This is a genomic window from Pedobacter cryoconitis (genome assembly GCF_014200595.1).
Lineage (GTDB): Bacteria > Bacteroidota > Bacteroidia > Sphingobacteriales > Sphingobacteriaceae > Pedobacter > Pedobacter cryoconitis_C.
Window position 1 is genome coordinate 180327 of sequence record NZ_JACHCG010000003.1, and the last position, 24651, is coordinate 204977.

Here is a 24651-nt window from a genome sequence, read left to right on the forward strand (position 1 = left end):
GATACAGCTAAATCATTTTATTATTTTAAGTCCCAAACTTCCTGTTTACTTCTGTATTTATCTCTTTATATTCGTAAAAACGGAGATTAAAAAATGAGAAGAATATTAGCTGCTTTACTATTATTTCAAGCCAGTCACCTGTTGGCACAAGATAAAATAACGTCATTGCCAATATGGAAAAAAACAGAAGAACCGGCTAAGAAACAAGATTGGCTGATCAATAGTAAGGACAGAACAGCACAAGTATACCGCAGTTTAACGAATAAAGACATCATTCTATCTAATGGATTAATCAAAAGATCATTTCGTTTACAGCCAAATCTTGCCTGTACAGATTTTAGCAATCTAAGCAATGGACAGCAGCTTTTAAGAGCCGTATGTCCGGAAGCAAAATTGACCATCAATGGTAAGCCATATAACGTTGGCGGATTATACGGCCAAAAGCAAAAGGCTTACCTTTTAAATCAATGGCTGGACGGACTAACGGCAAATGATTCAGATTTCCTTTTTAAATCTTATCGGATCACTCCCATTGTACCCTATATCAACTGGAAGCCTGCCGCCAATGAGTGGGCCTCCAACAGGCAACAACCTACAGGAAAGATGCTGACATTTTCTTTTGAATCCAGCTTACCTGCTTTAAAAGGAATCCGGGTCAATATAAATTATGAATTATATGATGGCATACCACTCATCTGTAAATGGCTTAGTGTCGAAAATAAAGGGCAGCAAACCATCAAGTTAGATAAAGTAATTAATGAGCTCATTGCTGCACATGAGGAAGAATCTTCAGTTGATGGAAATCCAGGAAATATTAAACCCCCGCATGGAATTTATGTAGAAAGCAACTATGCTTTTAATAACTCCATGAATGCCCGTTTGTCGGATCAAACTACCCATTGGAATACAGATTCGACCTACACTTCGCAGGTTAACTATAATCTCAGAACGCCATGTTTACTGGAGGTTTATCCACCAATTGGCCCGGGCGTAGAAATTGCGCCTGGGAATACTTTTAAGTCTATCAGAACCAATGAATTACTGCTGGATAGCTATGACAGGGACAGAAATGGACTGGCACAACGTATGATGTACCGTAAAATCGCCCCATGGTCAACAGAAAACCCAATTTTTATGCACCTGATCACTATTGATCCAAAGGTAGTCAAAACTGCTGTTGACCAATGTGCTGAAACAGGTTATGAAGCTATTATTCTCAGTTTTGGCAGCGGTCTGCACATGGAAGACCAGAGCGCAGAAAATATAATCAAAATTAAGGAATTAGTAGATTATGCACACAGTAAAGGGATCTTGATGGGCGGATATTCCCTATTTTCCAGTCGCCGGATTAATGATGAAGAAGATGTGATTGACCCGAAAACCGGAAAAGCAGATGTCCATGCTCAATTCGGCCATGCACCTTGTTTAGGCTCAAACTGGGGCCTTGCCTATCTGAATAAAATCAAAGAGTTTATTAAAAAGACAGGACTCGATATATTTGAGAATGATGGCCCCTATCCGGGCGATGTCTGTGCATCGACAAAACATCCGGGTCATAAAGGACTGGAAGATTCGCAATGGGCACAAATAGAACTGCAAAAAGGATTATATCGCTGGTGCAATGAAAATGGCATTTATGTCAATGCACCAGACTGGTATTTTCTGGATGGAACCCATAAAATAGCCTTGGGCTACAGAGAAGTAAACTTTAGCTTGCCAAGAGAGCAGCAGGTGATCCTGAACCGTCAGAATATCTATGACGGAACCTGGGAGAAAACACCCACAATGAGCTGGGGATTCGTTCCATTAACACAATATCAGGGCGGTGGAGAAGCTGCGACGCTAGAGCCACTGTCAGCACATCTTAATGCTTACGAACAATTGATGATGCAATATTACGGAGCAGGGATACAAGCCTGTTACCGCGGCCCGAGATTATACGATACGCAGGAAACAAAGAAACTGGTTACTAATGTGATCAGCTGGTATAAAAAATACAGGACCATTTTAAATTCAGACATTATACACCTGCGCAGGGCGGACGGAAGAGAATGGGATGGGATTTTACATGTAAATCCAAATCAAAAAGAAAAGGGATTAGCTATGTTATATAACCCTTCGGCAGAGAAAATTACCCGAACAATCATATTGCCGCTTTATTACACAGGTCTTACTGGTCAGGCCAATATCAGAGAGAAAGAAGGAAAAGCTGTTTCTTACACTTTAGACAATAATAATCAGGTAATTTATGAGGTAACTATACCGGCAAATGGATATACCTGGCTTGTGATTGAATAGTATAATTTATCTTTCCAGAATTACTGTAGCTCCCATCCCTCCTGCTGCACAAACAGAAAGAAAGCCCTTACCGCTGCCCTTTTCATACAATAGTTTGGCGAGGGTGGCCAAAACACGCCCACCGGTAGCAGCGAACGGATGCCCGGTAGCGATACTGCTTCCGTTTACATTTAATTTATCAGGATCTATTTTACCAAAAGCTTCATCAAATCCAAATTCTTTAAGGAGTTCAGAGCTTTCCCATATTTTAAGAATTGCCAGTACCTGGGCTGCAAAAGCCTCATGAATTTCATAAAAATCGAAATCCTGCAAAGTTAACTCTGCTTTTTTAAGCATATCAGCCGCTGCATAGACCGGTGCCAGCAACAGATTTTGTTTTGCTTTGAGGTATTCAATACCAGCTACCTCTGCAAAAGTGATATAAGCCAGAATTGGCAGACCTTGCGCAGCAGCCCACTCCTCACTGGCCAATAAAATACAAGAGGCCCCATCAGTTAATGGAGAAGAATTACCCGCAGTAAGTGACCCATTTACTTTATCAAAAGCAGGCTTTAGCCTTGATAATTTCTCCAGACTGGTATCCCTGCGCATGTTATTATCTATATCCAATCCCAAATATGGGCTTATCATATCCCTGAAGAATCCACGGTCATATGCAGCGGCCAGTTTCTGGTGACTTTTCAAAGAGAAGATATCTTGCTCTTCTCTGGAAATCTGATAGTATTTAGCAGTAATCTCAGTGTGCTCTCCCATTGACAACCCTGTACCCGGCTCCATATTCATTGGCGCTACGGGAGTCAGATCCTTAATCCTGATTTTAGAAAATTCAGTAAATTTCTGTCCAAATGTCTTTGCTCTGCGTGTTGCCAAAAGAATTTTACGCAACTTCTCCCCTAATACCAGCGGAGCATCACTCGCAGAATCAACTCCTCCGGCAATTCCAACATCAATCTGACCCAATGCAATTTTATTGGCAATATAAATTGCTGTTTCAACCCCCGTATTACAAGCTTGCTGAAGATCGCAAGCAGGAGTTTTCTGATCCAGCAAAGAAGCCATTACACATTCTCTCGTTAAATTCAACTGGGTACTGTGTTTGATCACTGCTCCCCCGGCCACCTCTCCTATCAGTTGCCCCTGTAACTTATACCGGTCAATCAACCCGTTCAGTGCTGCACTGAACAGCTCTTTGTTACTTGCATAAACATAAGAAGTATTGTGACGTGCAAACGGAATGCGATTGTATCCAACGATCGCCACTTTCCTTGATTTATGGTTACCCAGCATAGCCTGATCCTAATTAATGACCACTAAATTTACTGAATATCAGCCAACAAAATTTAAAATTAAAAACATATAATAAAAAAGCTCAAACATTTCTATATAAGGCCTTATACTTTCATTAATTGAAATATAAAAAAATACAATATTTACATAATAATGTGACAATGAGACACATCAGCAAGTTAAAGTCCACCCAAACCCAAGCAAAAAAATCAAGATTATTATTCTACAAAGAAAATAAATACCACATAAATAACATCCGATAATTTATATCGAAAATGTTACAATTAAAGTTGCGAATGTAATTCTCTATGTTATTTTTGATATTAACTTAAAAACCTAATCCTATGAAACAACATTTATCAGTTGATGACAAAATCTTGTCATCGAAAAAGAAAGTATGCAATTTCTTAAAAAAGAGCACCGCAGCAGGGCTTTTTATCTTAACCGCTTTTTCTTCCTGCAAGAAATCAGAACCTGGGAATTCACAATCAGACAACCAGTCATTAAGTAATTCGAAAACACAGGTCAATTTCGAACGTAACGCTAACGCCAGTTTAACCAAACCAATCACCATAGGCTACTATCCAAGCTGGACTGAAGGATGGTTAAATGAAGATGGAAAAAGCGCATTCACAACCTTACCAACTGCTGTAACACACGTATTCTTTGCATTTGCCAAACCTAACTTAACGTATGTAAAAGGCTCTTACAACATTTCAACAGCAAACACCGGACTAGAGTGTTATCAGGCAACCGAAGGCGGTTTGATGCTGAAACGTGCTGTTGGAATTCTGAAACAACGCGGTATCACAGTAATTTTATCCCTGGGTGGTGAAACCTACTGGAGAGCTCCGGAAAACTTCAACAACATCAACTATCAACAGATCAAAGACTTCGTAGATGATATCGGCTTCGGAGGGATTGACTGGGATTTTGAACCTGCTGGTAGCTTTAGCGAATCAGGAAATGCAGCTAACGTAGCTTACTTAACAAGATTCATTACCGAATCCAGAAAATTAATGCCAAAATCAGCAGGATATATCATCGCTACAGCACCTGTAGGGTCAGGAGCACTAGGCGGATTAAATAATGATGATGCCGCATCTCCATTCGCCTATAGCAAACGCAACACGATAACCGGAGAATCTGACAGCTACCTGTACAGCGCAACCGATGGAACAAAAAGTATCAGCTTATTTGGCTTCAGCTCAACAGGTGCAATGATTCCTGTAATCAAAGCAGCAGGAGATAAATTGGATATCATTGCTTATCAGGCTTATAATATAGGAGCAGCGCCTAACCGCAAGTTAATGTATGACTCTTATGCTTATTACGCTAACATCTACGGCTTCCAATTAGCACACGGTACACACGTACCAAACGAACCATGGGGGCCTTATTTTGAACACACACCTCAATTTGAAGCTGATTTAGCAAAGTATATCCATGACGGTGGTACACAAAGCAGAGCAGGTAAAAATGATGGTATCATGATTTGGAACCTTGCATTGTTATCTGCAAAAGGAACGAATTATACTGGCGTAACTTATTTGAATGTGGCTAAAAAAGTTTTAAACGGACAAACTACATCAGCAGCACTTGCGAATGCATTTGACTACAAGAATGACACACCAGTTATACCTACTGACCCAACTAATCCAACCAACCCCGGCACAGGAAATTGTGGTGTAGCGCCCTACAATGCAGGAATTGCTTACCCGGCACCTGGTACAAAAGTATATTACAATGGCAAAATATACAAAAACAAATGGTACGTAAATCCTAATGAATTACCAGAGGCCAGCCAATGGGGCCCATGGGAGTTTGTAGAGAACTGCCCTAAATAATAATTTTTAAATTAACCTGATCAGGATATAATGCTATATCCTGATCAGGTTTAACATCAAAAGTTTATTATGCCTTAAAATAAACATATGCAACATCAGGAGGGGGAGGTTGTGGCGTTGGAATAATCTGCACAAGACCACTTGCAATATACGACTGAATATTAGTAGAGATGAAAAGCGGATAAGGACCCGGGCCCGGTGGGCAACCCACTGTTGGCCCCTCAGTTGCGAATACTGCACAAAGATGCGCTCCATTTCGACAAGTAGGCGTCACAACTGATCTAGTGTAACTATGTGGATCAGAATAACTACCAGACCCCATATAAGCATACCATAATCTTGACATAATCAAAGAACTGTTTTTACACCCAAAAGCAGTTAAAAACTTTATTGAATACCTACTCTATTTAAGGTTTTCGGTCTCTCCTTTGCAGGAATAATTTAAATTCCTGATAGTAAAGTTCCATATATTCTCCCTTCGAAACAAGAGACAAGCGACTCATAATTAATCATTTAAATAACATACAAATCAAGGATTACATTTATTGTACGCAGTAAAAGAAAATTCCAGAAACGCAAAAAGCCGCTCTACTTTCGTAAAGCGGCTTCGTAGCCCGTAGGGGAATCGAACCCCTATTTCCAGAATGAAAATCTGGCGTCCTAACCGGTAGACGAACGGGCCATTTCAAAGCGACCAACCTTTGCAGGTTTTGCTTCTCCAGGTAGCGGGGACCAGACTCGAACTGATGACCTTCGGGTTATGAGCCCGACGAGCTACCAACTGCTCCACCCCGCACTATATCCTTAACAAACAGGCCTTCAGAGGCTAATACTACTGTTTTTTAAAGTGATGCAAACATAGGGTTATTTTTCAAAAACCGCAAGTATTAACAATAAATACTTGTATTATTTTTAGAAAACAATCCTATCCCCTTAATTAACAGACAGATCTAATCTTCATTTTTATGTTAAAAAACACAAATTATGTCTTAGTTAATACAGAATTAACCTCAAATATCCATTTTCAATGTTCTTTTTCACCTTTTCTTCTCCGTCAAAAACGACAGTATTGAATTTGGCCTCCAGTAAATAGTTACCATTTGTCAATTTAACACAGCGAATGATTTCAAATTTTGACTGTCGCTGACTCTCTGAAGTTATCACGGTTGGACGTGCTATAGAAACCTTACTATACGAAGAAAAAGATTCGTTTATATGTAGTTCAATAGCTATACCACTTTGCGTATTCTCTCTTTCATAATCAATGGGATATTTATAATTTCCGGGCTGAAACAGATCCATTCCATTTTTAGGGATAAAAAGAGCCAGCTTACTTTGCTCCATTTCTTTTTTATTATATTTTTTAGCAAATGAAATACTAATACCTGCATTAAAATCCCTGGCATCAAAATTATAACTTCTGCTAAACATCACAGAGTCTTTATCACCAGAATAATATCTTGCTCCCTTTACAACCGAATCTAATTTAACATTGGTTTGCGAATTTCCAATACTAAAACCATTCTGATAAGTAAATGAATAAGATTTACCATCCATCTGATAAGAACAAGAATCTCCCAGGGTCAATAACGGATCAGGTTTTATTTCCGAAGGTGCAGGGTTTTCCTTTTTACAGGCTGCGAATAAACATAAGGCAAAAACGCCACACCAAAACAGAGAAATCTTCATAAACTAAACTAGTATCTATTTTTTATAATTAATAATTATTATTTCGGATAGATAAATATATAGCTATAAAACAAATAAAACTACAGATAAGCTGAGAAAGAAATATAAATACAAAATTGAGCCAAAACCTGTAAGTTAAAGAAACAGTAACCCCGAAAATCAATAAATATTTTTTTTCATCAAAGAAACAAGATGAAAATTTGAGTAGCCCGTAGGGGAATCGAACCCCTGTTACCAGAATGAAAATCTGGCGTCCTCACCCCTAGACGAACGGGCCATAAATTAAAGCGCTTAACTTTTAAGGGTTAAACGCTTTCCAGGTAGCGGGGACCAGACTCGAACTGATGACCTTCGGGTTATGAGCCCGACGAGCTACCAACTGCTCCACCCCGCACTATGTTTTAATCAAAAAAGGCCAGTGTGCAACCAGCCTTTTCTTTTGTAGCCCGTAGGGGAATCGAACCCCTATTTCCAGAATGAAAATCTGGCGTCCTAACCGGTAGACGAACGGGCCATTTCAAAGCGACTAACCTTTGCAGGTTTTGCTTCTCCAGGTAGCGGGGACCAGACTCGAACTGATGACCTTCGGGTTATGAGCCCGACGAGCTACCAACTGCTCCACCCCGCACTATATTTCCAATCTCAAACTATAAAAGATTAAATCTTCCTTTGTTTTAAATTGGTCTGCAAAGATATATTTCGTTTCTTTGCAATGCAAATTTATTTTAAAAAAAATTCAATGTCGCATAAAGCAGGTTTTGTAAGCATAATAGGAAAGCCAAATGTTGGTAAATCCACGTTAATGAATGCCCTGGTGGGGGAGAAGCTATCGATCATCACTCCGAAGGCCCAAACTACCCGTCACCGTATTCTTGGAATTGTCAATGAAGAAGATTCACAAATTGTTTTTTCAGACACACCCGGCATCATAAAACCCCGTTATGGACTACAGGATTCAATGATGAATTTTGTCAAAGGCGCATTAAGTGATGCAGATTTAATTTTATTCGTTACAGACATCAATGAACAACATGATGAAAACGATGTACTGGAAAAAATAATCAATACCACTATTCCTATGATTGTACTGATCAACAAAATTGACGGCGCAACCCAGGAGCAGGTAGAAGAGAAACAAGCTTACTGGCAGGAACTTTTAAAACCAAAACATATTTATGCAATCTCAGCCTTACATAAATATAACTTAGATGGGATTATGGAGCGGATCTTAGAATATCTTCCGGTACACCCACCCTACTACGATAAAGGTGACCTGACAGATAAGACCCAGCGTTTCTTTGTTTCTGAAATTATCAGGGAGAAAATCTTCAACAACTACCAGAAAGAAATCCCTTACAGTACAGAAGTAGTGATCACTTCTTTTAAAGAGGAAGAGAAAATCACCAGGATCAGTGCAGAGATCATCGTAGAACGTGACTCACAGAAAAACATTCTGATTGGTAAAGGTGGTGCTATGCTGAAGAAGGTTGGTACTGAAGCACGTAAGGATATTGAGAAGTTTTTAGATCAGAAAGTCTTCCTTGAAACCTTCGTAAAGGTACTTCCGGACTGGCGTAGTAAAAAGAACTATTTAAAAAGTTTCGGGTACGAAAATTAAACCTACCTTTGCAACCCCTTAATAATTAATACAATTCACAAAACACATGAGTAACATTATCGCAATCGTCGGAAGACCAAACGTAGGCAAATCTACCCTTTTTAATCGCTTAACTGAAAGTCGTAAAGCAATTGTTGATGATTTCAGTGGTGTAACACGCGATCGCCATTATGGCGTTGCTGAATGGACACACAAACAATTTACTGTAATTGACACAGGAGGTTATGTAGCAAATTCTGAAGATCTGTTTGAAGCGGCAATCCGTGAACAAGTAGTTATCGCGATCGAAGAAGCTTCCGTTATCCTGTTTATGGTTGACGTAATCACTGGAATTACAGATTTAGATGATGAAATAGCACAGCTATTACGCCGCAGTAAAAAACCGGTTTTCATTGTCGTAAATAAAGTAGACAATACTTCATTAGAAAATGATGCAGCTGTATTCTACGGATTTGGCCTTGGAGATATTTATTCAATCTCTTCGATGACAGGTTCAGGTACAGGTGACTTACTGGATGACGTGATCTCACATTTTGAAGATGACGTAGTCGAAGAAAATGCTTTACCAAAACTGACAATTGTCGGCAGACCAAATGTGGGTAAATCTTCCCTGATCAACGCCTTAATGGGCCAGGATAGAAACATCGTTACCCCAATTGCAGGTACAACACGTGATTCCATCCATATTCACTACAATCAGTTCGGACATGAATTTATGTTCATCGACACCGCAGGGCTTCGTAAAAAAACAAAAGTAAAAGAGAACATCGAGTTTTATTCTGTTATGCGTACCATTAAAGCCCTTGAAGAGGCTGATGTAGTATTGCTAATGATAGATGCTGTTGATGGCCTGGAGTCTCAGGACGTTAATATTTTCCACTTAGCAGAGAAGAACAAAAAAGGTATCGTAATTCTGGTTAACAAATGGGATTTAGTAGAGAAAGATCATAAAACTATGAAAGCTTTCGAAGAACAGATCCGTGTTAAACTACAACCGTTCACAGATATTCCAATCGTATTTACTTCAGTATTAAGTAAACAACGTATTTTCAAAGCAGTTGAGACCGCATTAGAAGTGTTCAAAAACAGAGGAAAGAAAATTCCTACCTCGAAACTGAACGATGTGATGTTGCCGATCATTGAGAAATATCCGCCACCAGCATTAAAAGGAAAATACATTAAAGTAAAATATGTGACGCAAATCAATGCAACCTCACCAATGTTTGCTTTCTTCTGTAACCTTCCTCAATACATCAAAGAACCATATAAACGTTTCATTGAGAATAAATTACGTGAGAACTTCGACTTTAGCGGAGCACCAATCCAGATCTACTTCAGACAAAAATAGAAGCTGAAAATCATCAACAAGCGGTATTAGATTTAATACCGCTTTTTTTATGCCTTAATAAATGGGTTTTAGTCTTATTTACTGCATGCTGGAAATCGCCTGCTTTACCATACTGTCATTTAAGTTCAAAGCCTTATAATAACCAGCTTCCCCTAAATGATACTTACACAACAAAGCTTTCAGGTCACTATAAATAACTGGTTTTGCCGCAGCAAGCTGTTTGGGATCAATCACAATATTTTTGCTCTGTATAAACTTCACAAAGTCTTTATAATCCGTATCACTGATACTGAAAGTTGCTAAATTCTGCTCCAGGTAAGCAGCAGTATAGCGGTTCGCCAAAACATCGAATACATAATCAAAAAGCACCTTTTTAGTCAATAACATACCGTAGAACTTATTCATTCCTGTGGTATCCATTTTCACATAGATATCCGGCTCAATACCACCACCTGCAAAAACTTTTTTCCCCGAACCCGTTGTAAAAGCAAGGTTTCTTCTCAAACTATCTTTTGCAGCTACAGGCTTATCAGTCAGCTCCCCATCATTATAACGATCATCGATCTCATTCTGATAAGCAGTATAACCTTTCTTATAAGACTTTTGAATACTACGGCCCAGAGGTGTATAATACCTGGCAATAGTCAGATTCAGTGCAGAACCATCTCCAAAAGGGAACTGTTCCTGTACCAGTCCTTTTCCAAAAGAACGGCGTCCAATAATCACTCCCCTATCCAGATCCTGAACAGCACCCGCCAGTATTTCACTCGCAGAAGCTGTATTTTCATTGATCAGCACAGCAAGTTTCCCATTTTCAAACTCCCCTCCCCCTGTGGCAATATAATCTGTACGCGGCTCATGTTTCCCCTCAGTATAAACAATCAGTTTATTTTCAGGAAGAATCTGATTGGCCAGCCCGGTAGCCGCAGTTAAATAACCACCGCCATTATCACGCAGATCAAGTACCAGTTTTTTCATTCCCGCGGCCTTCAGTGTTTTTACAGATTCTACAAAATCTTTATCTGTATTGGCGCCAAACTCGCTGATCCTGATATACCCGGCATCCGCATTAATCATATAAGCAGCATCAATACTGCTCACACTCACTCTCCCCCTTTTGATTGTTAACGTGACAGGATGCACAGCTCCGGTATGCAATACAACCAGTTGAACCGGAGTCCCGCTTTTACCCTTGATCTTTCCGATCATTTTATCTTTAGTCAAATGTTTACCACTGACAAATAAACTATCAATTTTCAAGATTTTGTCACCCAGTTTCAGACCCGCCTGTGCAGCCGGCCCGTCCTTGATCACATTAGTGACCAGCAGCGTATCTTTAAGAATATAATATTCAATACCGATGCCCTGAAAATTGCCTTCCAGCATATCAGATTGTGCATTTGCTTTAACCGGAGGAAGATAAACACTGTGCGGGTCCAGCTGATGTAATAAACTATCAATTTCCAGGTGACTTAAAGTATCCGCATTAATCTCATCCACATAATTTCTATTGATCAGATTGATAATTTCGTCTACTTTATTTGAATTTTTATCCGCGAACTGAACACTGCGCTGAAAAGTGAACCCCTGATCCTTTAAAAACTTGTAACCCAGAAACATACCACCTATTAATGTAACAGAATAAGTGATTGCGACAAGCAGGTTTTTACGGGTAGTTGGTTTCACTGAAGTAGGTTTGCACAAAGTTATGAAATTACACTGTTAATTAAGCTACTAACCCCATTAGAATTGTAATTGTTTAAGATTTTATTATAATCCTCATTTGTTTATAAATATTCAGCTGTAAATCTGCCCGAAATGCATTCATATTTCCCTGTTAAAAAGAAATTGACGATTTTTAACAAAAAAAAGATAACATGATACGCATCACCGAACAAGAATCAAAGTATACCAATATTGATCAGATGGAAGTGCTTGACATTCTGAAAGGTATAAATAACGAAGATAAAACAGTTCCCCTGGCCGTGGAGAAAGCGATTCCGCAAATTGAGAAACTGGCTGCTGCTGTAGCAGAGCGGATGAAAAGCGGAGGAAGGTTATTTTACATCGGCGCAGGTACAAGCGGCAGACTGGGTGTAGTTGATGCCTCAGAATGTCCGCCGACATTTGGCGTCCCTTTTGACCAGGTAGTCGGAATTATTGCCGGAGGTGACAAGGCAATCAGACGTGCTGTAGAAAATGCAGAAGACAACGATACCCAGGCCTGGATAGACTTACAGGAATTTAACATCAATGCAAAAGACAGCCTGGTTGGGCTTGCCGCATCAGGGACTACCCCATATGTGGTCGGTGGATTGAAAAACGCAAGAGCAAACGGTGTACTGACCGGCTGTATCATTTGTAATGAAGGCGGCCCTGTAGTTGAAGCCAGTGATTTCCCCGTCGAAGTTGTAGTAGGCCCTGAATTCTTAACCGGATCGACCCGGATGAAATCCGGTACTGCCCAGAAACTTGTCCTGAATATGCTCAGCACAACAGTGATGATCAGATTAGGCCGCGTCAAAGGAAACAGAATGGTCGATATGCAATTAACGAATCATAAACTCGTTGACAGAGGTACACAGATGGTCATGAATGAACTTCATATCGACTATAAAAAAGCCGAAGACCTGCTGATCCGTTACGGAAGTGTTAGAAAGGCTGTGGAAGCCGGTACTAAATAAAAATATTATGCACGAAATAGAACCATTTTACCGTTGGCGTGACGACTATATAGCCGCGGAAGACCCCCGGTCACCTTTTTACAATACCGAATACTCTGAGTTTTATTTCGATAAACAGCTGTATAATTTCCTGATCCATCCGCAATGGGATGATTTTGGTTCCAATACACTTTATATTAAAGTGCTGTTTGTGGACTACGACCATAACTATGCGATCATTGAATTTATCGGTGAATGGAATGACGCGATAGGAAACGATATTATGCTTCTGAAAAGAGAAATACTGGAACTGATGATCGATGAAGGCATCAATAAATTTATCCTCATTGGAGAAAACGTCCTTAACTTCCATGCTTCAGAAGACAGTTACTATGAAGAATGGTTTCAGGACGTCGAAGACGGATGGATCACCGGACTCAATTTTAACCCGCATGTAATTGAAGAATTCAGAAACAGCAATATTGATTACTATATCAACTTTGGTGGTGAACTTGACGATTTGGCATGGAGAACAGCAAAACCCCTTCAAATCTTCCATAAAGTTGAAGAAATTCTGACAAAAAGACTAGGGGCATAGCTTTTGCTGATACAAATAGATTCGTATATTTAATTAAATTTTAAAATAACATGGATAACAACAATAATAATTGGTCACAACAATCAGTATTTGTGGAAAACCAGACAGGAACAGTTGCAAAGAAATTCTTTGCCAACGTGTTTTTATGGATGTTTGTAGCGTTGAGTTTATCAACACTGGCTGCGGTTTACATGGCAAATACGCCAGAAATGTTAAGCTACCTGATCAATCAGGAAACAGGTAAAATGTCTATGATAGGTTATGTTGCTATGTTTGCCCCGCTTGGGCTGGTACTTTTAATGAGTGCAGGACTAAGTAAGTTGTCATATAGCGCGTTATTAGGCGTATTTATTCTGTATTCAGTATTGACTGGTGTCAGTCTGAGTTTCATCTTATTGATTTATACAACAAGTTCAGTAGTGGCTTGTTTTGCTGCTGCGGCAGGGATATTTGGTTTAATGGCTGTGTTAGGTTACACCACCAACACTGATTTAAGTAAGTTCGGATCAATCTTAATGATTGGTGTAGTAGGCCTTGTAATTGCCAGTGTAATTAACATGTTCCTGAAAAGTTCAGGTTTTGACTATATCATGAGTTTCTTTGGTGTGGCGATCTTCACTGCATTAACTGCTTATGACGTTCAAAAACTAAAACGTATCGGTGCAGGTATCGAAGAAAACGGCGGTACAATGGCCGTTGATGATACTAAGAAATTAGCGATCATGGGCGCGTTGTCATTATACCTTGACTTCCTGAATATCTTCATATTCCTATTGAGAATATTCGGAGGAAGAAAATAAGTCAGCAACCTTTTACAAAAAGCCGGTCAGTTTAGAACTGACCGGCTTTTTTTGTGCCCGTACAGAACATTGTTCCGTACCACCCTTCAAATTGCCTGATTTTTGCAATTTTATATGCTTTAAACTCTATTTGCTTGGAAATGATTTTTCTTTGTTGCATTTTTGCATCAGCTTATAAAGAAAGACGGAGGGATTAGACCCGACGAAGTCTTAGCAACCTGTGCTTACAAGGTGCTACATTCTACTCGAACAGTTTTGGCTGTTCCTGACAGATAAGTTAATTCGATCCGACACTGGATTTCTGATTAGGCCTTTTTATACAAAATTTTCTGTCTTTAAGATACTGCATCGCATGAGTTACCTGAATACAGACAAATGGCTATCCATCAAAACAAATAATGAGCATAAGAGAAGAGCTTAAAAAACGAATACTAATCATCGATGGCGCAATGGGCACCATGATTCAGCGCTATATCCTGACTGAAGAAGACTTTAGAGGAGAGCGCTTTGCGAATCATCCATGCGACGTCAAAGGGAATAATGACCTGCTGAATATTACGCGTCCTGATATCATCAAAGCTATACATACAGAATATCTTAAAGCAGGTACAGATATTATTGAAACCAATACTTTTAGTACGCAAAGGATCTCTCTTGCGGATTATAAGATGGAGGAACTCGACTATGAAATGAGTTTCGAAGGCGCTAAAATAGCCAAAGAAGCTGTTGCTGAATTCATGGCTGCAAATCCAGACCGCGTTTGTTTTGTTGCAGGCGCTGTAGGCCCTACTAACCGTACCCTATCCATCTCACCAGATGTGAATGATCCGGGATACCGGGCTTTAACCTTCGATGAACTCGTTGATGCTTACTATGAGCAAATCAGAGGGCTCGTTGACGGCGGATCTGATCTGTTATTAATTGAGACTATTTTTGACACTTTAAATGCGAAAGCAGCAATCTTTGCGATCAAAAGATACGAAGAAGTTATAGGGCGCAAAATTGAGATCATGATTTCCGGAACCATTACAGATGCTTCGGGCAGAACACTGTCCGGACAAACTGTAGAAGCTTTCCTGAATTCAATCATTCATGCCAACCCGCTCAGCATCGGTTTCAACTGTGCACTGGGCGCAAAAGACATGAGGCCTCACATTGAAGAACTGGCTGCCAAAGCACCTTGCTACGTATCCGCATATCCTAATGCAGGCTTACCGAATGAATTTGGAGCTTATGATGAGATGCCTAATGAAACAGCTACTTTAGTTGGAGACTTCATTCAGCACGGCTTTGTCAATATCGTGGGTGGTTGTTGTGGCACTACGCCAGAGCATATCGCAGCTATTGCCGCAAAAGCCAAAAACATTACCCCAAGACAAATACCAGAGATACCACGGTACCTTCGCCTGAGCGGACTTGAACCCGTAACCATTACGCCCGAAAGCATGTTTGTCAACATTGGTGAAAGAACCAATATCACGGGCTCCCCAAAATTCTCCAAGTTAATTTTAAGCGGTGATTACGAAGCTGCACTTGCCGTTGCCAGACAACAGGTAGAAGGTGGTGCGCAGGTCATTGACGTGAACATGGACGAAGGGATGCTGGACTCTGAAGCCGCGATGACGAAATTCCTGAACCTGATTGCTTCAGAACCTGATATTTCCAAACTGCCGATCATGGTCGATTCCTCTAAATGGAGTGTCATTGAAAACGGTCTGAAATGTTTACAGGGAAAAGGGATTGTCAATTCGATTTCACTCAAAGAAGGAGAAGATAAATTTCGTGAAAGTGCCCGTAAAATCATGAATTACGGCGCAGCAATCGTAGTAATGGCCTTCGATGAAAACGGACAGGCAGATAACTTCGAACGCAGAAAAGAAATTTGTAAACGCTCATACGACATCTTAGTAGATGAAATTGGCTTTCCCGCAGAAGACATTATTTTCGACCCGAATATCTTAACCGTAGCCACAGGTTTAGAAGAACACAATAACTATGCAGTTGATTTTATCAACGCAGCACGCTGGATTAAAGAAAACCTGCCCTATGCGAAAGTAAGTGGTGGTGTATCTAACATATCTTTCTCTTTCAGAGGAAACAATACCGTACGTGAAGCCATGCACTCTGCCTTTCTGTTCCATGCCATTAAAGCCGGACTGGATATGGGAATTGTGAATGCCGGGATGCTGGAAGTTTATGAAGCGATCCCTGCCGAACTACTGGAACGCGTAGAAGACGTTTTATTAAACCGCCGCGAAGATGCGACAGAACGCCTGGTAGATTTTGCAGAAACTGTAAAATCTAAAGGAAAAGAGCTTGTTAAAGATGAAGAATGGAGAAAAGAGCCTGTTGAATCCCGTCTTTCCCACTCTTTGGTCAAAGGAATTATTGAATACCTGGATGCCGATGTAGAAGAAGCCAGACAACAATACGACCGTCCTATTCACGTGATTGAAGGCCCGTTAATGGACGGAATGAATATCGTAGGTGATTTATTCGGTGCCGGAAAGATGTTCCTGCCACAGGTTGTAAAATCTGCCAGGGTAATGAAGAAAGCAGTAGCTTATCTGCTTCCCTTTATTGAACAGGAAAAACTGGACAATCCCGATGGTGATCAAAGTTCTTCGGCCGGAAAAATCTTACTGGCCACAGTAAAAGGTGACGTCCATGATATTGGTAAAAACATTGTAGGTGTAGTTTTAGCCTGTAATAATTTTGAAATCGTGGATTTAGGCGTCATGGTCCCCGCACAGGAAATCATTAGAAAAGCCAAAGAAATCAATGCAGATATTATTGGTTTAAGTGGTCTGATTACCCCTTCGCTGGATGAGATGGTTCACTTTGCCAAAGAAATGGAACGTGAAGGCTTTACTGTACCCCTTTTGATAGGTGGTGCCACAACTTCCAGAATCCATGCCGCGGTAAAAATAGCACCGAATTATTCAGGTCCTGCTATCCACGTGCTCGACGCTTCCAGAAGTGTGACCGTATGCAGTACCCTGATGAATCCGGATACCCGCGGAGGATATATTGATAATATCAGGCAGGAATATGATAAAGCGCGCGAAGCGCACCTGAATAAACGTAACGATAAACGTTTCAAAACTATTGAAGAAGCAAGGACAGATAAATTTACTATAGATCCTGCCCTGGTTGCACCTGCACCTAAATTTACCGGGACTAAAACATTTGATGATTATCCGCTGGAAACCCTTGTTCCTTATATTGACTGGACTCCTTTTTTCCATACCTGGGAATTAAGAGGCAGTTACCCAAAAATATTCAACGACAAATCAGTTGGCTTAGAGGCAAAAAAATTATATGATGATGCCCGCGTCCTGCTACAAAAGATCGTTGACGAAAAATTACTGACCGCCAGGGCAGTGATTGGCTTCTGGCCGGCACATGCCAAAGGCGATGATATCGTATTAGACGTAGAAGGCAAACCTGTAACGATCCATACCCTGCGTCAGCAAGCGGAGAAAGTTGCCGGAGAACCTTATTATGCTTTATCAGATTTCGTGGCGACTAAGGAAGATGGCGTTCAGGACTACTTTGGTGGTTTCGCAGTCACTACAGGTATTGGTTGTGATGAGATGGTCGCTGAATTTGAAGCCAACTATGACGATTACAACAGTATCATGGCAAAAGCACTGGCAGACCGCCTTGCTGAAGCCTTCGCTGAGCACTTACACGAACTAGTCCGTAAAGATTACTGGGGTTATGCACAGGACGAGCAGTTAACGAATGAAGATCTGATCAAGGAAGAATACGCAGGTATCCGTCCGGCGCCAGGTTACCCTGCATGTCCGGATCACACCGAAAAAGAAACACTATTCGAACTACTGGGCGCAGAACAGAAAATCGGGCTCCGCCTGACGGAAAGCTTCGCGATGTATCCAACTGCAGCAGTGAGTGGTTTCTATTTCTCACACCCGCAATCCAGATACTTCGGCCTTGGGAAAATAACCAAAGATCAGGTAGAAGAATACGCAGTCAGAAAAAACATGTCACTTGAAGATACCGAAAGATGGCTTAGTCCGAATTTAGCCTATTAACCTCACAACAAAACTTAAATGAAGATCACCGACCACGTTACCAATGCCAAGGGTAAAACCTTGTTTTCTTTTGAGCTCCTGCCGCCAGTTAAAGGAAAAAGTATCACTGATATTTATGATGCCATAGACCCTTTAATGGAATTTAATCCACCCTTTATTGATGTGACCTATCATAGAGAAGATTATATCTATAAACAACATGATAACGGCTTGCTGGAAAAGGTTTCTTACCGTAAACGTCCGGGTACAGTAGCGATTTGTGCTGCGATTATGAACAAATACAAAGTAGATGCTGTTCCGCATTTAATTTGTGGTGGTTTTACCAGAGAAGAAACTGAAAATGCACTGATTGACCTTCAGTTTTTAGGAATTGATAACGTATTGGTTTTACGCGGAGACGCAAGACACGCAGATTCAACCTTTATCCCTACCCCCGGCGGTCATGCTTACGCTACAGATCTTTTAGGCCAGGTTAACGACATGAACAACGGGAAATATCTTTTTGAAGATCACTCAGCCTTCCAGACAGATTTCTGTATTGGTGTGGCAGGTTATCCTGAAAAGCATTTTGAAGCCCCAAACTTAAAAGCCGATTTCAAATACCTGAAGCAAAAAGTAGATATGGGTGCAGAATTTATCGTGACCCAAATGTTTTTCGACAATGCTAAATACTGTGATTTTGTTGCCCAGTGCAGGGCAAATGGGATAAATGTCCCCATTATTCCCGGACTTAAACCGATTACCTCGTCTAAACAACTCATCAGTTTACCAAAAATATTCCACATTGATTTGCCAGAAGATCTGACAGAGGCCGTGCAGGAATGTAAAAATGAGAAGGACGTAAAAGAGGTAGGAATAGAATGGATGATCCAGCAATGCAAAGAGTTAATCAAAGTTGGCGCTCCCGTACTTCACTTTTATACCATGAGTAACCCTGAACCGACAAAAAGAATTGCCCGCGCAGTTTTCTAATTTGGAGGTCAGATTCTGCTCCTGACTAATATTTGGCAGATTCTTTGTATATTTCGTTCTCTACAAAGAACGATATGAGAAGGACGACATTGATGGTACTTACAGTTATTGGCACTTTAACTTCCTGTAATGCCTTAAAGAATACGGTAGAAGCAAGTTCAGATTTATCAAAACTCGGAGGAACCTGGGAATTGAATTATATCTCAGGCCCAAGGATTGCTTTCAATGGTTTATATCCGGGTCAGAAACCGACCCTGGTTTTTGACCTTGCAGATAAAAAAGTAAGTGGTAACAGCAGCTGTAACTCTTTCTCAGGAAAATTGAATGCAGATGATACCTCTATTAACTTTAACCAGCCAATGGCAGTTACAAAAATGGCCTGTCCTGGTGAAGGAGAATCAGTTTTCTTTGAAACCTTAAAAAAAGTAAACAAATACTCCATAAAAGGAGATACGATACTTAATTTTATGATGGGCGATATTGCCATCATGCGATTTAAAAAGATCAAATAGAAAAAGCCTGTTTAATTCAAATTAAACAGGCTTTTTTTTTGAATATAACCGGCTAAGTAACCTTAATCCGCTGTTAATAAAAAGGACTTAAAAGCATCAAAATCTACCGCCATTGCTGTAGCTATTTTCTCTTTTTGTCTCAGCGTATCTACTTGTTCAGGTATATTAATCTGCGCAGCAATTTCAGCAGGGAATATATCCGGGAACTTACAAGGATGTGCTGTAGAAAGGAATACAAAAGTATCTTCGGATGGAGCCTGTTGCCTGCGATATTCCTGCACCGCTAACCAGGCAATAGCCGTATGCGGGCAAGCCACATAATTAAACTGCTGGTAAATATCAGCAATCGCCTGCACAGTCTGCTCATCTGTATAACGATAGCTCTTTACGAGTTCTTTCACCTGTTCACGCGAATCGTTAAACAAAGCCATAATCCTTACCCAGTTGCTTGGCGCACCTACATCCATCGCATTCGCATAAGTCTGTACAGAAGGTCTGGTCTCATAAATACCGGTTTCCAGAAAACGGGGAACCGTATCATTCGCATTGGTCGCAGCAATAAACTGCTTTACAGGCAAGCCCATTTTATAAGCCAGTAAACCCGCAGCGATATTCCCGAAATTACCACTAGGCACCGCGAATACTACTTCTCTTTGCCCTTTTCTGAAAAGCTGGGCTACTGCATTAAAATAATAAAAGGTTTGTGGGATTAAACGGGCAATATTAATCGAATTTGCAGAAGTAAGCCTCATTTTACTATTCAGCTCGTCATCAGCAAACGCCTGCTTAACCAAATGCTGACAATCATCAAAAGTCCCGTCTATTTCTATTGCACGGATATTCTGTCCATTGCTGCACAATTGTAATTCCTGAATTTCACTTACTTTTCCTTTAGGATATAAAATTGTTACCCTGGTATTCGGTACCCCTAAAAACCCAAGCGCTACTGCTCCGCCGGTATCTCCCGAAGTAGCCACCAGCACATCCAGCAGCTGCTCATTATCTTTTAAAAAATAAGCCATTACCCTGCTCATAAACCTGGCGCCAAAATCTTTGAAAGCCAGTGAAGGGCCGTGAAACAATTCTAATACATAAGTATCCTCATCCAACGGATGCAAAGGGGCTTCAAAATTAATCGCATCATCAATGATTGCTTTTAAATCATTTGCAGGAATATCATCCTGCAATAAAGCAGAACTCACTTTATAAGCAATCTCACGCAGCGTATAGCGGTCAAGATGCTGAATAAAATCCTGATCAAGCGCAGGGATTTCCACAGGCATATATAAGCCTTTATCTTGTGGCATACTATTGAAAACAGCAGATTGGAAATCTATTTTCAGGTCGTGGTTATTCGTACTGTATAATTTCATGTTCGCGTTTTTTAATCAAGTATAACCGGGCCTTTTTTATTGACCGATGATACAAATGAAAGACTGTTAATCTGAATGGATTTTAATTGTTTTTGCAGTGCCTGCGTAATTAAATGTGCCGTATCCTGGTCTTTTGTCAGGGCGAAAACAGAAGGGCCGGAACCAGAAATCCCGAAACTGACCGCACCCAATTCCATCGCAATACTTCTCATTTTATAAAAATCAGGGATTAGAATAGATCTTGTAGGCTCTACCAGTACATCGACCATACTGCGGCCAATCAAATCATAATCATTCGTAAACAGGCCTGTCACCAAACCAGCTACATTTCCCCATTGCTTCACCGCATCTTTCAATAAGACCTTAGAACGGATCATTTGCCTGGCATCCTTAGTCGGAACATCTACCTCCGGATAAACAATTGCAGCGCACATATCCTGTGGAAAAGGTAAGCTGATCACATCTAAAGGTTCGTAACTTCTAACCAGTACAAAACCACCCAGTAAAGCAGGCGCTACATTATCTGCATGTCCATACCCACAGGCCAGCTCCTCGCCTTTCATCGCAAAAGGAACCAGTTCTTTATTACTCAATTGATTGTCAAACAAAGTATTGATCGCAAATAATCCAGCTACCGTACTCGCAGAACTTGAACCCAAACCACTTCCGATAGGCATCTTTTTATGCAATTCAATATCAATTCCAATAGCTGTACGGCCAATATGTTTCAGGTAATCCTGTACACTGGCACTAACCGTATTTTTAGCCGGATTAAGCGGTAACCTGCCCTCATCCCCTGTAATTTTAGAGATAATTACTCCCGGCTTATCCGTAACCCGCATAATCACTTCATCACCCGGCGCATTTACTGCAAAACCTAAAACATCAAACCCGCAAACTACATTCGCTACGGTTGCCGGAGCAAAAACTTTTACTGAATTTCTCATTTCTTGCCCACATTTATGATGTCCGCAAATACACCAGCAGCAGTTACTTCTGCACCCGCGCCAGGCCCTTTAATCACTAAAGGACGATCTTTGTACCGGTCTGTAGTGAAAGAAATAATATTATCACTGCCCGAAAGCATGTAGAAAGGATGGCTGTCATCAACCATTTGCAGGTTAATAGTCACTTTTCCTTCTTCCAGTTTTCCGATATACCGCAGCACTTTATTTTCAGCCGCCGCTTTGCTTTTCAGCTCTTCAAAATAAGCCGCATTGTTTTTAAGTTCCTGATAAAAATCATCCACACTATCCGCAGCCATGCAAGCCGGAGGCAGCATACTTTCCAGCTGTACATCTGCTTCTTCTAACGGATAACCCGCATCTCTGGCCAGGATCAGCATTTTACGCATAAAATCCTTTCCATTTAAATCATCACGCGGATCTGGTTCAGTATAGCCTTTATCCTGTGCTTCTTTAACGATCTCATGGAAAAGGACATCATTTTTAAAGTTATTAAAGATGAAAGAAATAGTTCCTGAAAGGATCGCTTCTATACTGAAGATATTATCTCCGCTCAGCATTAAATCTTTCAGTGTGCGAATAATCGGAAGACCTGCTCCTACATTTGTCTCATAATGAAAGTCTACACCATAAGTACGCGCAGCTGTTTTAAAAGCAGCATACTGCTCATATTCGCCAGAATTACCAATTTTATTACACGTCACCAGCGAGATACTTGATTCCAGTATTTCCTGGTAAAAATTGACCGGATTACTACTTGCTGTATTGTCTACGAAAACACAGTTCGGTAAATTCATGGCTTTCATCTGTTTCACGAAGGAAGCCAAATCTGCCGGCTCCGCATTTTTGCTCAGCTCATTTTCCCAATCTGCCAGATTCATAGCTGTTTTACTCAAATACATCCCGCGCGAATTACTGATCCCCATCACCTTCACCTCCAGGTCATTGTTTTTTGCAAGCAGCGGACTTTGAACCAATAACTGGCGGAACAAAGTTTTACCAATATTTCCCGTACCCAGGCAAAACACATGCAGTGTTTTCTTCAGGTTTTCAAAGAAAGCTTCATGTACCGCATTCACTGCTTTTGACAAGTCATTTTTCGATAAAATAACTGATATATTATATTCTGAAGATCCCTGTGCAATTGCCCGCACATTAACCCCGTTTCTACCTAAAGCATGGAACAATTTACCGGACATGCCCGGTGTATGTTTCATATTCTCCCCTACAATAGCCAGTACAGCCAATCCATTTTCCACTTCCGGATATTCCAGTTTTTTAGCCTGTAATTCCAGTTCAAATTCTTTACTGATGATAGCCAGCGCACTTAAAGCATCCGCAGGCTTTACTGCAAAAGTGATACTATGTTCAGAAGAAGATTGCGTAATCAGTACCACATTAATCTGCTCTCTTGATAAAAGAGAAAATAACCTGCCACTAAAACCAGCCTTACCAACCATTCCGCTACCAGACAAATTCAGGATACTGATTTCATCAATGGAAGAAATTCCTTTGATAGGAAAAGTTGAAGTATTTACCCCATGACGGATATAAGTGCCCTTAAAATTGGTATTGAAAGTATTCTTGATTACGATTGGTATTTTCTTTAGAAAAGCAGGAGTCATTGTAGGCGGGTAAATCACCTTTGCCCCAAAATAAGAAAGCTCCATCGCTTCTGTATAACTCAGCTCTGGCAAAGAAAATGCTTTTTCCACAATCCTTGGATCAGCAGTCAGCATCCCATCTACATCAGTCCAGATTTCAATCTCTTTTACATTCAGGGCAGAGCCCCATATTGCAGCTGTAAAATCACTGCCGCCGCGTCCCAAAGTTGTGGTTCTTCCTTCGGTATTGCTGGCTATAAATCCGGTTACAAATAATAGTTTATCTCTATTTGCTTCATAAAAGTCCTGAATCAGCAGTTCTGTTAAAGGCGTATTTACTTTGGCCTGTCCAAAATTACTGTCTGTTTTAATCAGTTCAGACCCATCTACACAAATCGCATTCGGGAAATCCTGTTTAGCAACATGGCTGATCATAAAAGCAGAACAACGCTCCCCAAAACTCAGAATTAAATCTTTTGTCTGAGGACTTAATTCTTTTAAATGATAAACCGATTGCAAAACATCTTCCAGCTCGTTGAAGTAGATCTTCAACCGTGTAAATACTGGGTTTTGCGCACCAGCAGGAAGCAAGGTTCTCACGACTTCGAAGTGTTTTTCTTCGATTTCTTTGAGCTCTGCGGCATACTCTTCTGCCAACTGTGCTTTTTCTGCCATTGCCAGGAGCAGATTGGTGACTCCACTCATTGCTGAAAGTACAACTACTGGATAATCACCCTGTTCCCTTTCTTTTAGGATGCTGATCAGGGTTCGTATACCTGATGCCGATCCTACTGAAGTACCGCCGAATTTTAGAATGTTCATAGTTTTAATTGTTAATCTACTGGTTTTTTACAGGTTCAGGTTCAAAAAAAAAGCGCCTTCCGGGTTAGAGGAAGGCGCTTTTTTATGGTTTTTTATTATTCTTATTATACCAATATACACCTGCCTCCGGCTTTCCCGGTGGTGGTAATAATAATGGATGTAAGTGTTGAATTATTTATCATATGTCCATAACAATA

16 protein-coding genes, 6 tRNA genes and 1 riboswitch are annotated in these 24651 nt (G+C 40.5%); of the genes, 10 read left to right on the top strand and 12 right to left on the bottom strand.

Annotation, left to right across the window (positions count from 1 at the left end):
• The first annotated feature begins 93 nt into the window (after positions 1–93).
• On the top strand, positions 94–2298 hold the full coding sequence (locus HDE70_RS18040; protein ID WP_183891461.1) for an alpha-galactosidase: 2205 nt from the start codon (positions 94–96) through the stop codon (positions 2296–2298).
• Between the two features lie 6 nt (positions 2299–2304).
• Here HDE70_RS18040 and HDE70_RS18045 read toward each other — a convergent pair whose 3' ends face one another.
• Positions 2305–3585 carry an acetyl-CoA C-acetyltransferase gene (locus HDE70_RS18045; protein WP_183869973.1) on the bottom strand — a complete coding sequence of 427 codons (1281 nt, stop codon included), beginning with the start codon at positions 3583–3585 and terminating at the stop codon, positions 2305–2307.
• A gap of 344 nt (positions 3586–3929) precedes the next feature.
• On the opposite strand from HDE70_RS18045, the gene HDE70_RS18050 reads away from it, so the two are divergent.
• Positions 3930–5432: a glycosyl hydrolase family 18 protein gene (locus HDE70_RS18050; protein ID WP_183869972.1), complete on the top strand. Its 1503-nt coding sequence runs from the start codon at positions 3930–3932 to the stop codon at positions 5430–5432.
• Between the two features lie 610 nt (positions 5433–6042).
• On the opposite strand, the gene HDE70_RS18055 is transcribed toward HDE70_RS18050, so the two are convergent.
• The 7 genes from HDE70_RS18055 to HDE70_RS18085 all read right to left on the bottom strand — a co-directional run bounded on the left by HDE70_RS18055 (position 6043) and on the right by HDE70_RS18085 (position 7749).
• Positions 6043–6114, bottom strand: a tRNA-Glu gene (locus HDE70_RS18055).
• Between the two features lie 41 nt (positions 6115–6155).
• Positions 6156–6228 (bottom strand) — tRNA-Met (locus HDE70_RS18060).
• A 197-nt stretch (positions 6229–6425) separates the two neighbouring features.
• On the bottom strand, positions 6426–7121 hold the full coding sequence (locus HDE70_RS18065; RefSeq protein ID WP_183891462.1) for a hypothetical protein: 696 nt from the start codon (positions 7119–7121) through the stop codon (positions 6426–6428).
• A 205-nt stretch (positions 7122–7326) separates the two neighbouring features.
• A tRNA-Glu gene (locus tag HDE70_RS18070) sits at positions 7327–7398 on the bottom strand.
• Positions 7399–7442: 44 nt separating this feature from the next.
• Positions 7443–7515: transfer RNA gene (locus HDE70_RS18075), tRNA-Met, on the bottom strand.
• Positions 7516–7563: 48 nt separating this feature from the next.
• Positions 7564–7635: transfer RNA gene (locus tag HDE70_RS18080), tRNA-Glu, on the bottom strand.
• A gap of 41 nt (positions 7636–7676) precedes the next feature.
• Positions 7677–7749 (bottom strand) — tRNA-Met (locus HDE70_RS18085).
• A gap of 111 nt (positions 7750–7860) precedes the next feature.
• Between HDE70_RS18085 and era the strand changes: the two genes are divergently transcribed.
• Both era and der read left to right on the top strand, forming a co-directional pair.
• Positions 7861–8739, top strand: coding sequence for a GTPase Era (era, locus tag HDE70_RS18090; protein ID WP_111633120.1), 879 nt, complete (start codon positions 7861–7863; stop codon positions 8737–8739).
• 46 nt (positions 8740–8785) lie between these two features.
• On the top strand, positions 8786–10087 hold the full coding sequence (gene der, locus HDE70_RS18095) for a ribosome biogenesis GTPase Der (protein ID WP_068405690.1): 1302 nt from the start codon (positions 8786–8788) through the stop codon (positions 10085–10087).
• Positions 10088–10165: 78 nt separating this feature from the next.
• On the opposite strand, the gene HDE70_RS18100 is transcribed toward der, so the two are convergent.
• Positions 10166–11773: a S41 family peptidase gene (locus HDE70_RS18100; RefSeq protein ID WP_183891463.1), complete on the bottom strand. Its 1608-nt coding sequence runs from the start codon at positions 11771–11773 to the stop codon at positions 10166–10168.
• A 191-nt stretch (positions 11774–11964) separates the two neighbouring features.
• On the opposite strand from HDE70_RS18100, the gene murQ reads away from it, so the two are divergent.
• The 6 genes from murQ to HDE70_RS18130 all read left to right on the top strand — a co-directional run bounded on the left by murQ (position 11965) and on the right by HDE70_RS18130 (position 19690).
• Positions 11965–12771: an N-acetylmuramic acid 6-phosphate etherase gene (gene murQ, locus HDE70_RS18105; protein ID WP_183891464.1), complete on the top strand. Its 807-nt coding sequence runs from the start codon at positions 11965–11967 to the stop codon at positions 12769–12771.
• A gap of 7 nt (positions 12772–12778) precedes the next feature.
• Entirely contained in the window at positions 12779–13348 is a 570-nt protein-coding gene (locus tag HDE70_RS18110; RefSeq protein ID WP_183891465.1) for a hypothetical protein, read from the top strand.
• A gap of 50 nt (positions 13349–13398) precedes the next feature.
• Entirely contained in the window at positions 13399–14148 is a 750-nt protein-coding gene (locus HDE70_RS18115) for a Bax inhibitor-1/YccA family protein (RefSeq protein WP_183869967.1), read from the top strand.
• 169 nt (positions 14149–14317) lie between these two features.
• Positions 14318–14427, top strand: a riboswitch (SAM riboswitch).
• 119 nt (positions 14428–14546) lie between these two features.
• Positions 14547–18206 carry a methionine synthase gene (gene metH, locus HDE70_RS18120; protein WP_183891466.1) on the top strand — a complete coding sequence of 1220 codons (3660 nt, stop codon included), beginning with the start codon at positions 14547–14549 and terminating at the stop codon, positions 18204–18206.
• Positions 18207–18224: 18 nt separating this feature from the next.
• On the top strand, positions 18225–19178 hold the full coding sequence (gene metF / locus HDE70_RS18125) for a methylenetetrahydrofolate reductase [NAD(P)H] (RefSeq protein WP_183891467.1): 954 nt from the start codon (positions 18225–18227) through the stop codon (positions 19176–19178).
• Positions 19179–19252: 74 nt separating this feature from the next.
• The gene (locus tag HDE70_RS18130) at positions 19253–19690 is read left to right on the top strand and encodes an META domain-containing protein (RefSeq protein ID WP_183869964.1); all 438 of its coding nucleotides are present in this window, start codon (positions 19253–19255) and stop codon (positions 19688–19690) included.
• A 62-nt stretch (positions 19691–19752) separates the two neighbouring features.
• On the opposite strand, the gene thrC is transcribed toward HDE70_RS18130, so the two are convergent.
• From thrC to thrA, 3 genes are read right to left on the bottom strand one after another with little or no spacing between them, the layout of a single operon-like run.
• Entirely contained in the window at positions 19753–21063 is a 1311-nt protein-coding gene (gene thrC / locus HDE70_RS18135) for a threonine synthase (RefSeq protein ID WP_183870207.1), read from the bottom strand.
• 11 nt (positions 21064–21074) lie between these two features.
• Positions 21075–22010 (bottom strand): homoserine kinase, encoded by a 936-nt coding sequence (locus HDE70_RS18140; protein ID WP_183870208.1) that lies wholly within the window; start codon positions 22008–22010, stop codon positions 21075–21077.
• Positions 22007–24454, bottom strand: coding sequence for a bifunctional aspartate kinase/homoserine dehydrogenase I (thrA, locus tag HDE70_RS18145; protein WP_183870209.1), 2448 nt, complete (start codon positions 24452–24454; stop codon positions 22007–22009). Before thrA ends, HDE70_RS18140 begins: the two co-directional genes overlap by 4 nt.
• Between the last annotated feature and the right edge of the window lie 197 nt (positions 24455–24651).

Excerpts from the sequence above, each read along its gene's own strand:
- HDE70_RS18040 (WP_183891461.1), top strand. The coding sequence starts at position 94 with ATGAGAAGAATATTAGCTGCTTTACTATTATTTCAAGCCAGTCACCTG.
- HDE70_RS18045 (WP_183869973.1), bottom strand. The coding sequence starts at position 3,585 with ATGCTGGGTAACCATAAATCAAGGAAAGTGGCGATCGTTGGATACAAT.
- HDE70_RS18050 (WP_183869972.1), top strand. The coding sequence starts at position 3,930 with ATGAAACAACATTTATCAGTTGATGACAAAATCTTGTCATCGAAAAAG.
- HDE70_RS18065 (WP_183891462.1), bottom strand. The coding sequence starts at position 7,121 with ATGAAGATTTCTCTGTTTTGGTGTGGCGTTTTTGCCTTATGTTTATTC.
- era (WP_111633120.1), top strand. The coding sequence starts at position 7,861 with ATGTCGCATAAAGCAGGTTTTGTAAGCATAATAGGAAAGCCAAATGTT.
- der (WP_068405690.1), top strand. The coding sequence starts at position 8,786 with ATGAGTAACATTATCGCAATCGTCGGAAGACCAAACGTAGGCAAATCT.
- murQ (WP_183891464.1), top strand. The coding sequence starts at position 11,965 with ATGATACGCATCACCGAACAAGAATCAAAGTATACCAATATTGATCAG.
- HDE70_RS18110 (WP_183891465.1), top strand. The coding sequence starts at position 12,779 with ATGCACGAAATAGAACCATTTTACCGTTGGCGTGACGACTATATAGCC.
- HDE70_RS18115 (WP_183869967.1), top strand. The coding sequence starts at position 13,399 with ATGGATAACAACAATAATAATTGGTCACAACAATCAGTATTTGTGGAA.
- metH (WP_183891466.1), top strand. The coding sequence starts at position 14,547 with ATGAGCATAAGAGAAGAGCTTAAAAAACGAATACTAATCATCGATGGC.
- metF (WP_183891467.1), top strand. The coding sequence starts at position 18,225 with ATGAAGATCACCGACCACGTTACCAATGCCAAGGGTAAAACCTTGTTT.
- HDE70_RS18130 (WP_183869964.1), top strand. The coding sequence starts at position 19,253 with ATGAGAAGGACGACATTGATGGTACTTACAGTTATTGGCACTTTAACT.
- thrC (WP_183870207.1), bottom strand. The coding sequence starts at position 21,063 with ATGAAATTATACAGTACGAATAACCACGACCTGAAAATAGATTTCCAA.
- HDE70_RS18140 (WP_183870208.1), bottom strand. The coding sequence starts at position 22,010 with ATGAGAAATTCAGTAAAAGTTTTTGCTCCGGCAACCGTAGCGAATGTA.
- thrA (WP_183870209.1), bottom strand. The coding sequence starts at position 24,454 with ATGAACATTCTAAAATTCGGCGGTACTTCAGTAGGATCGGCATCAGGT.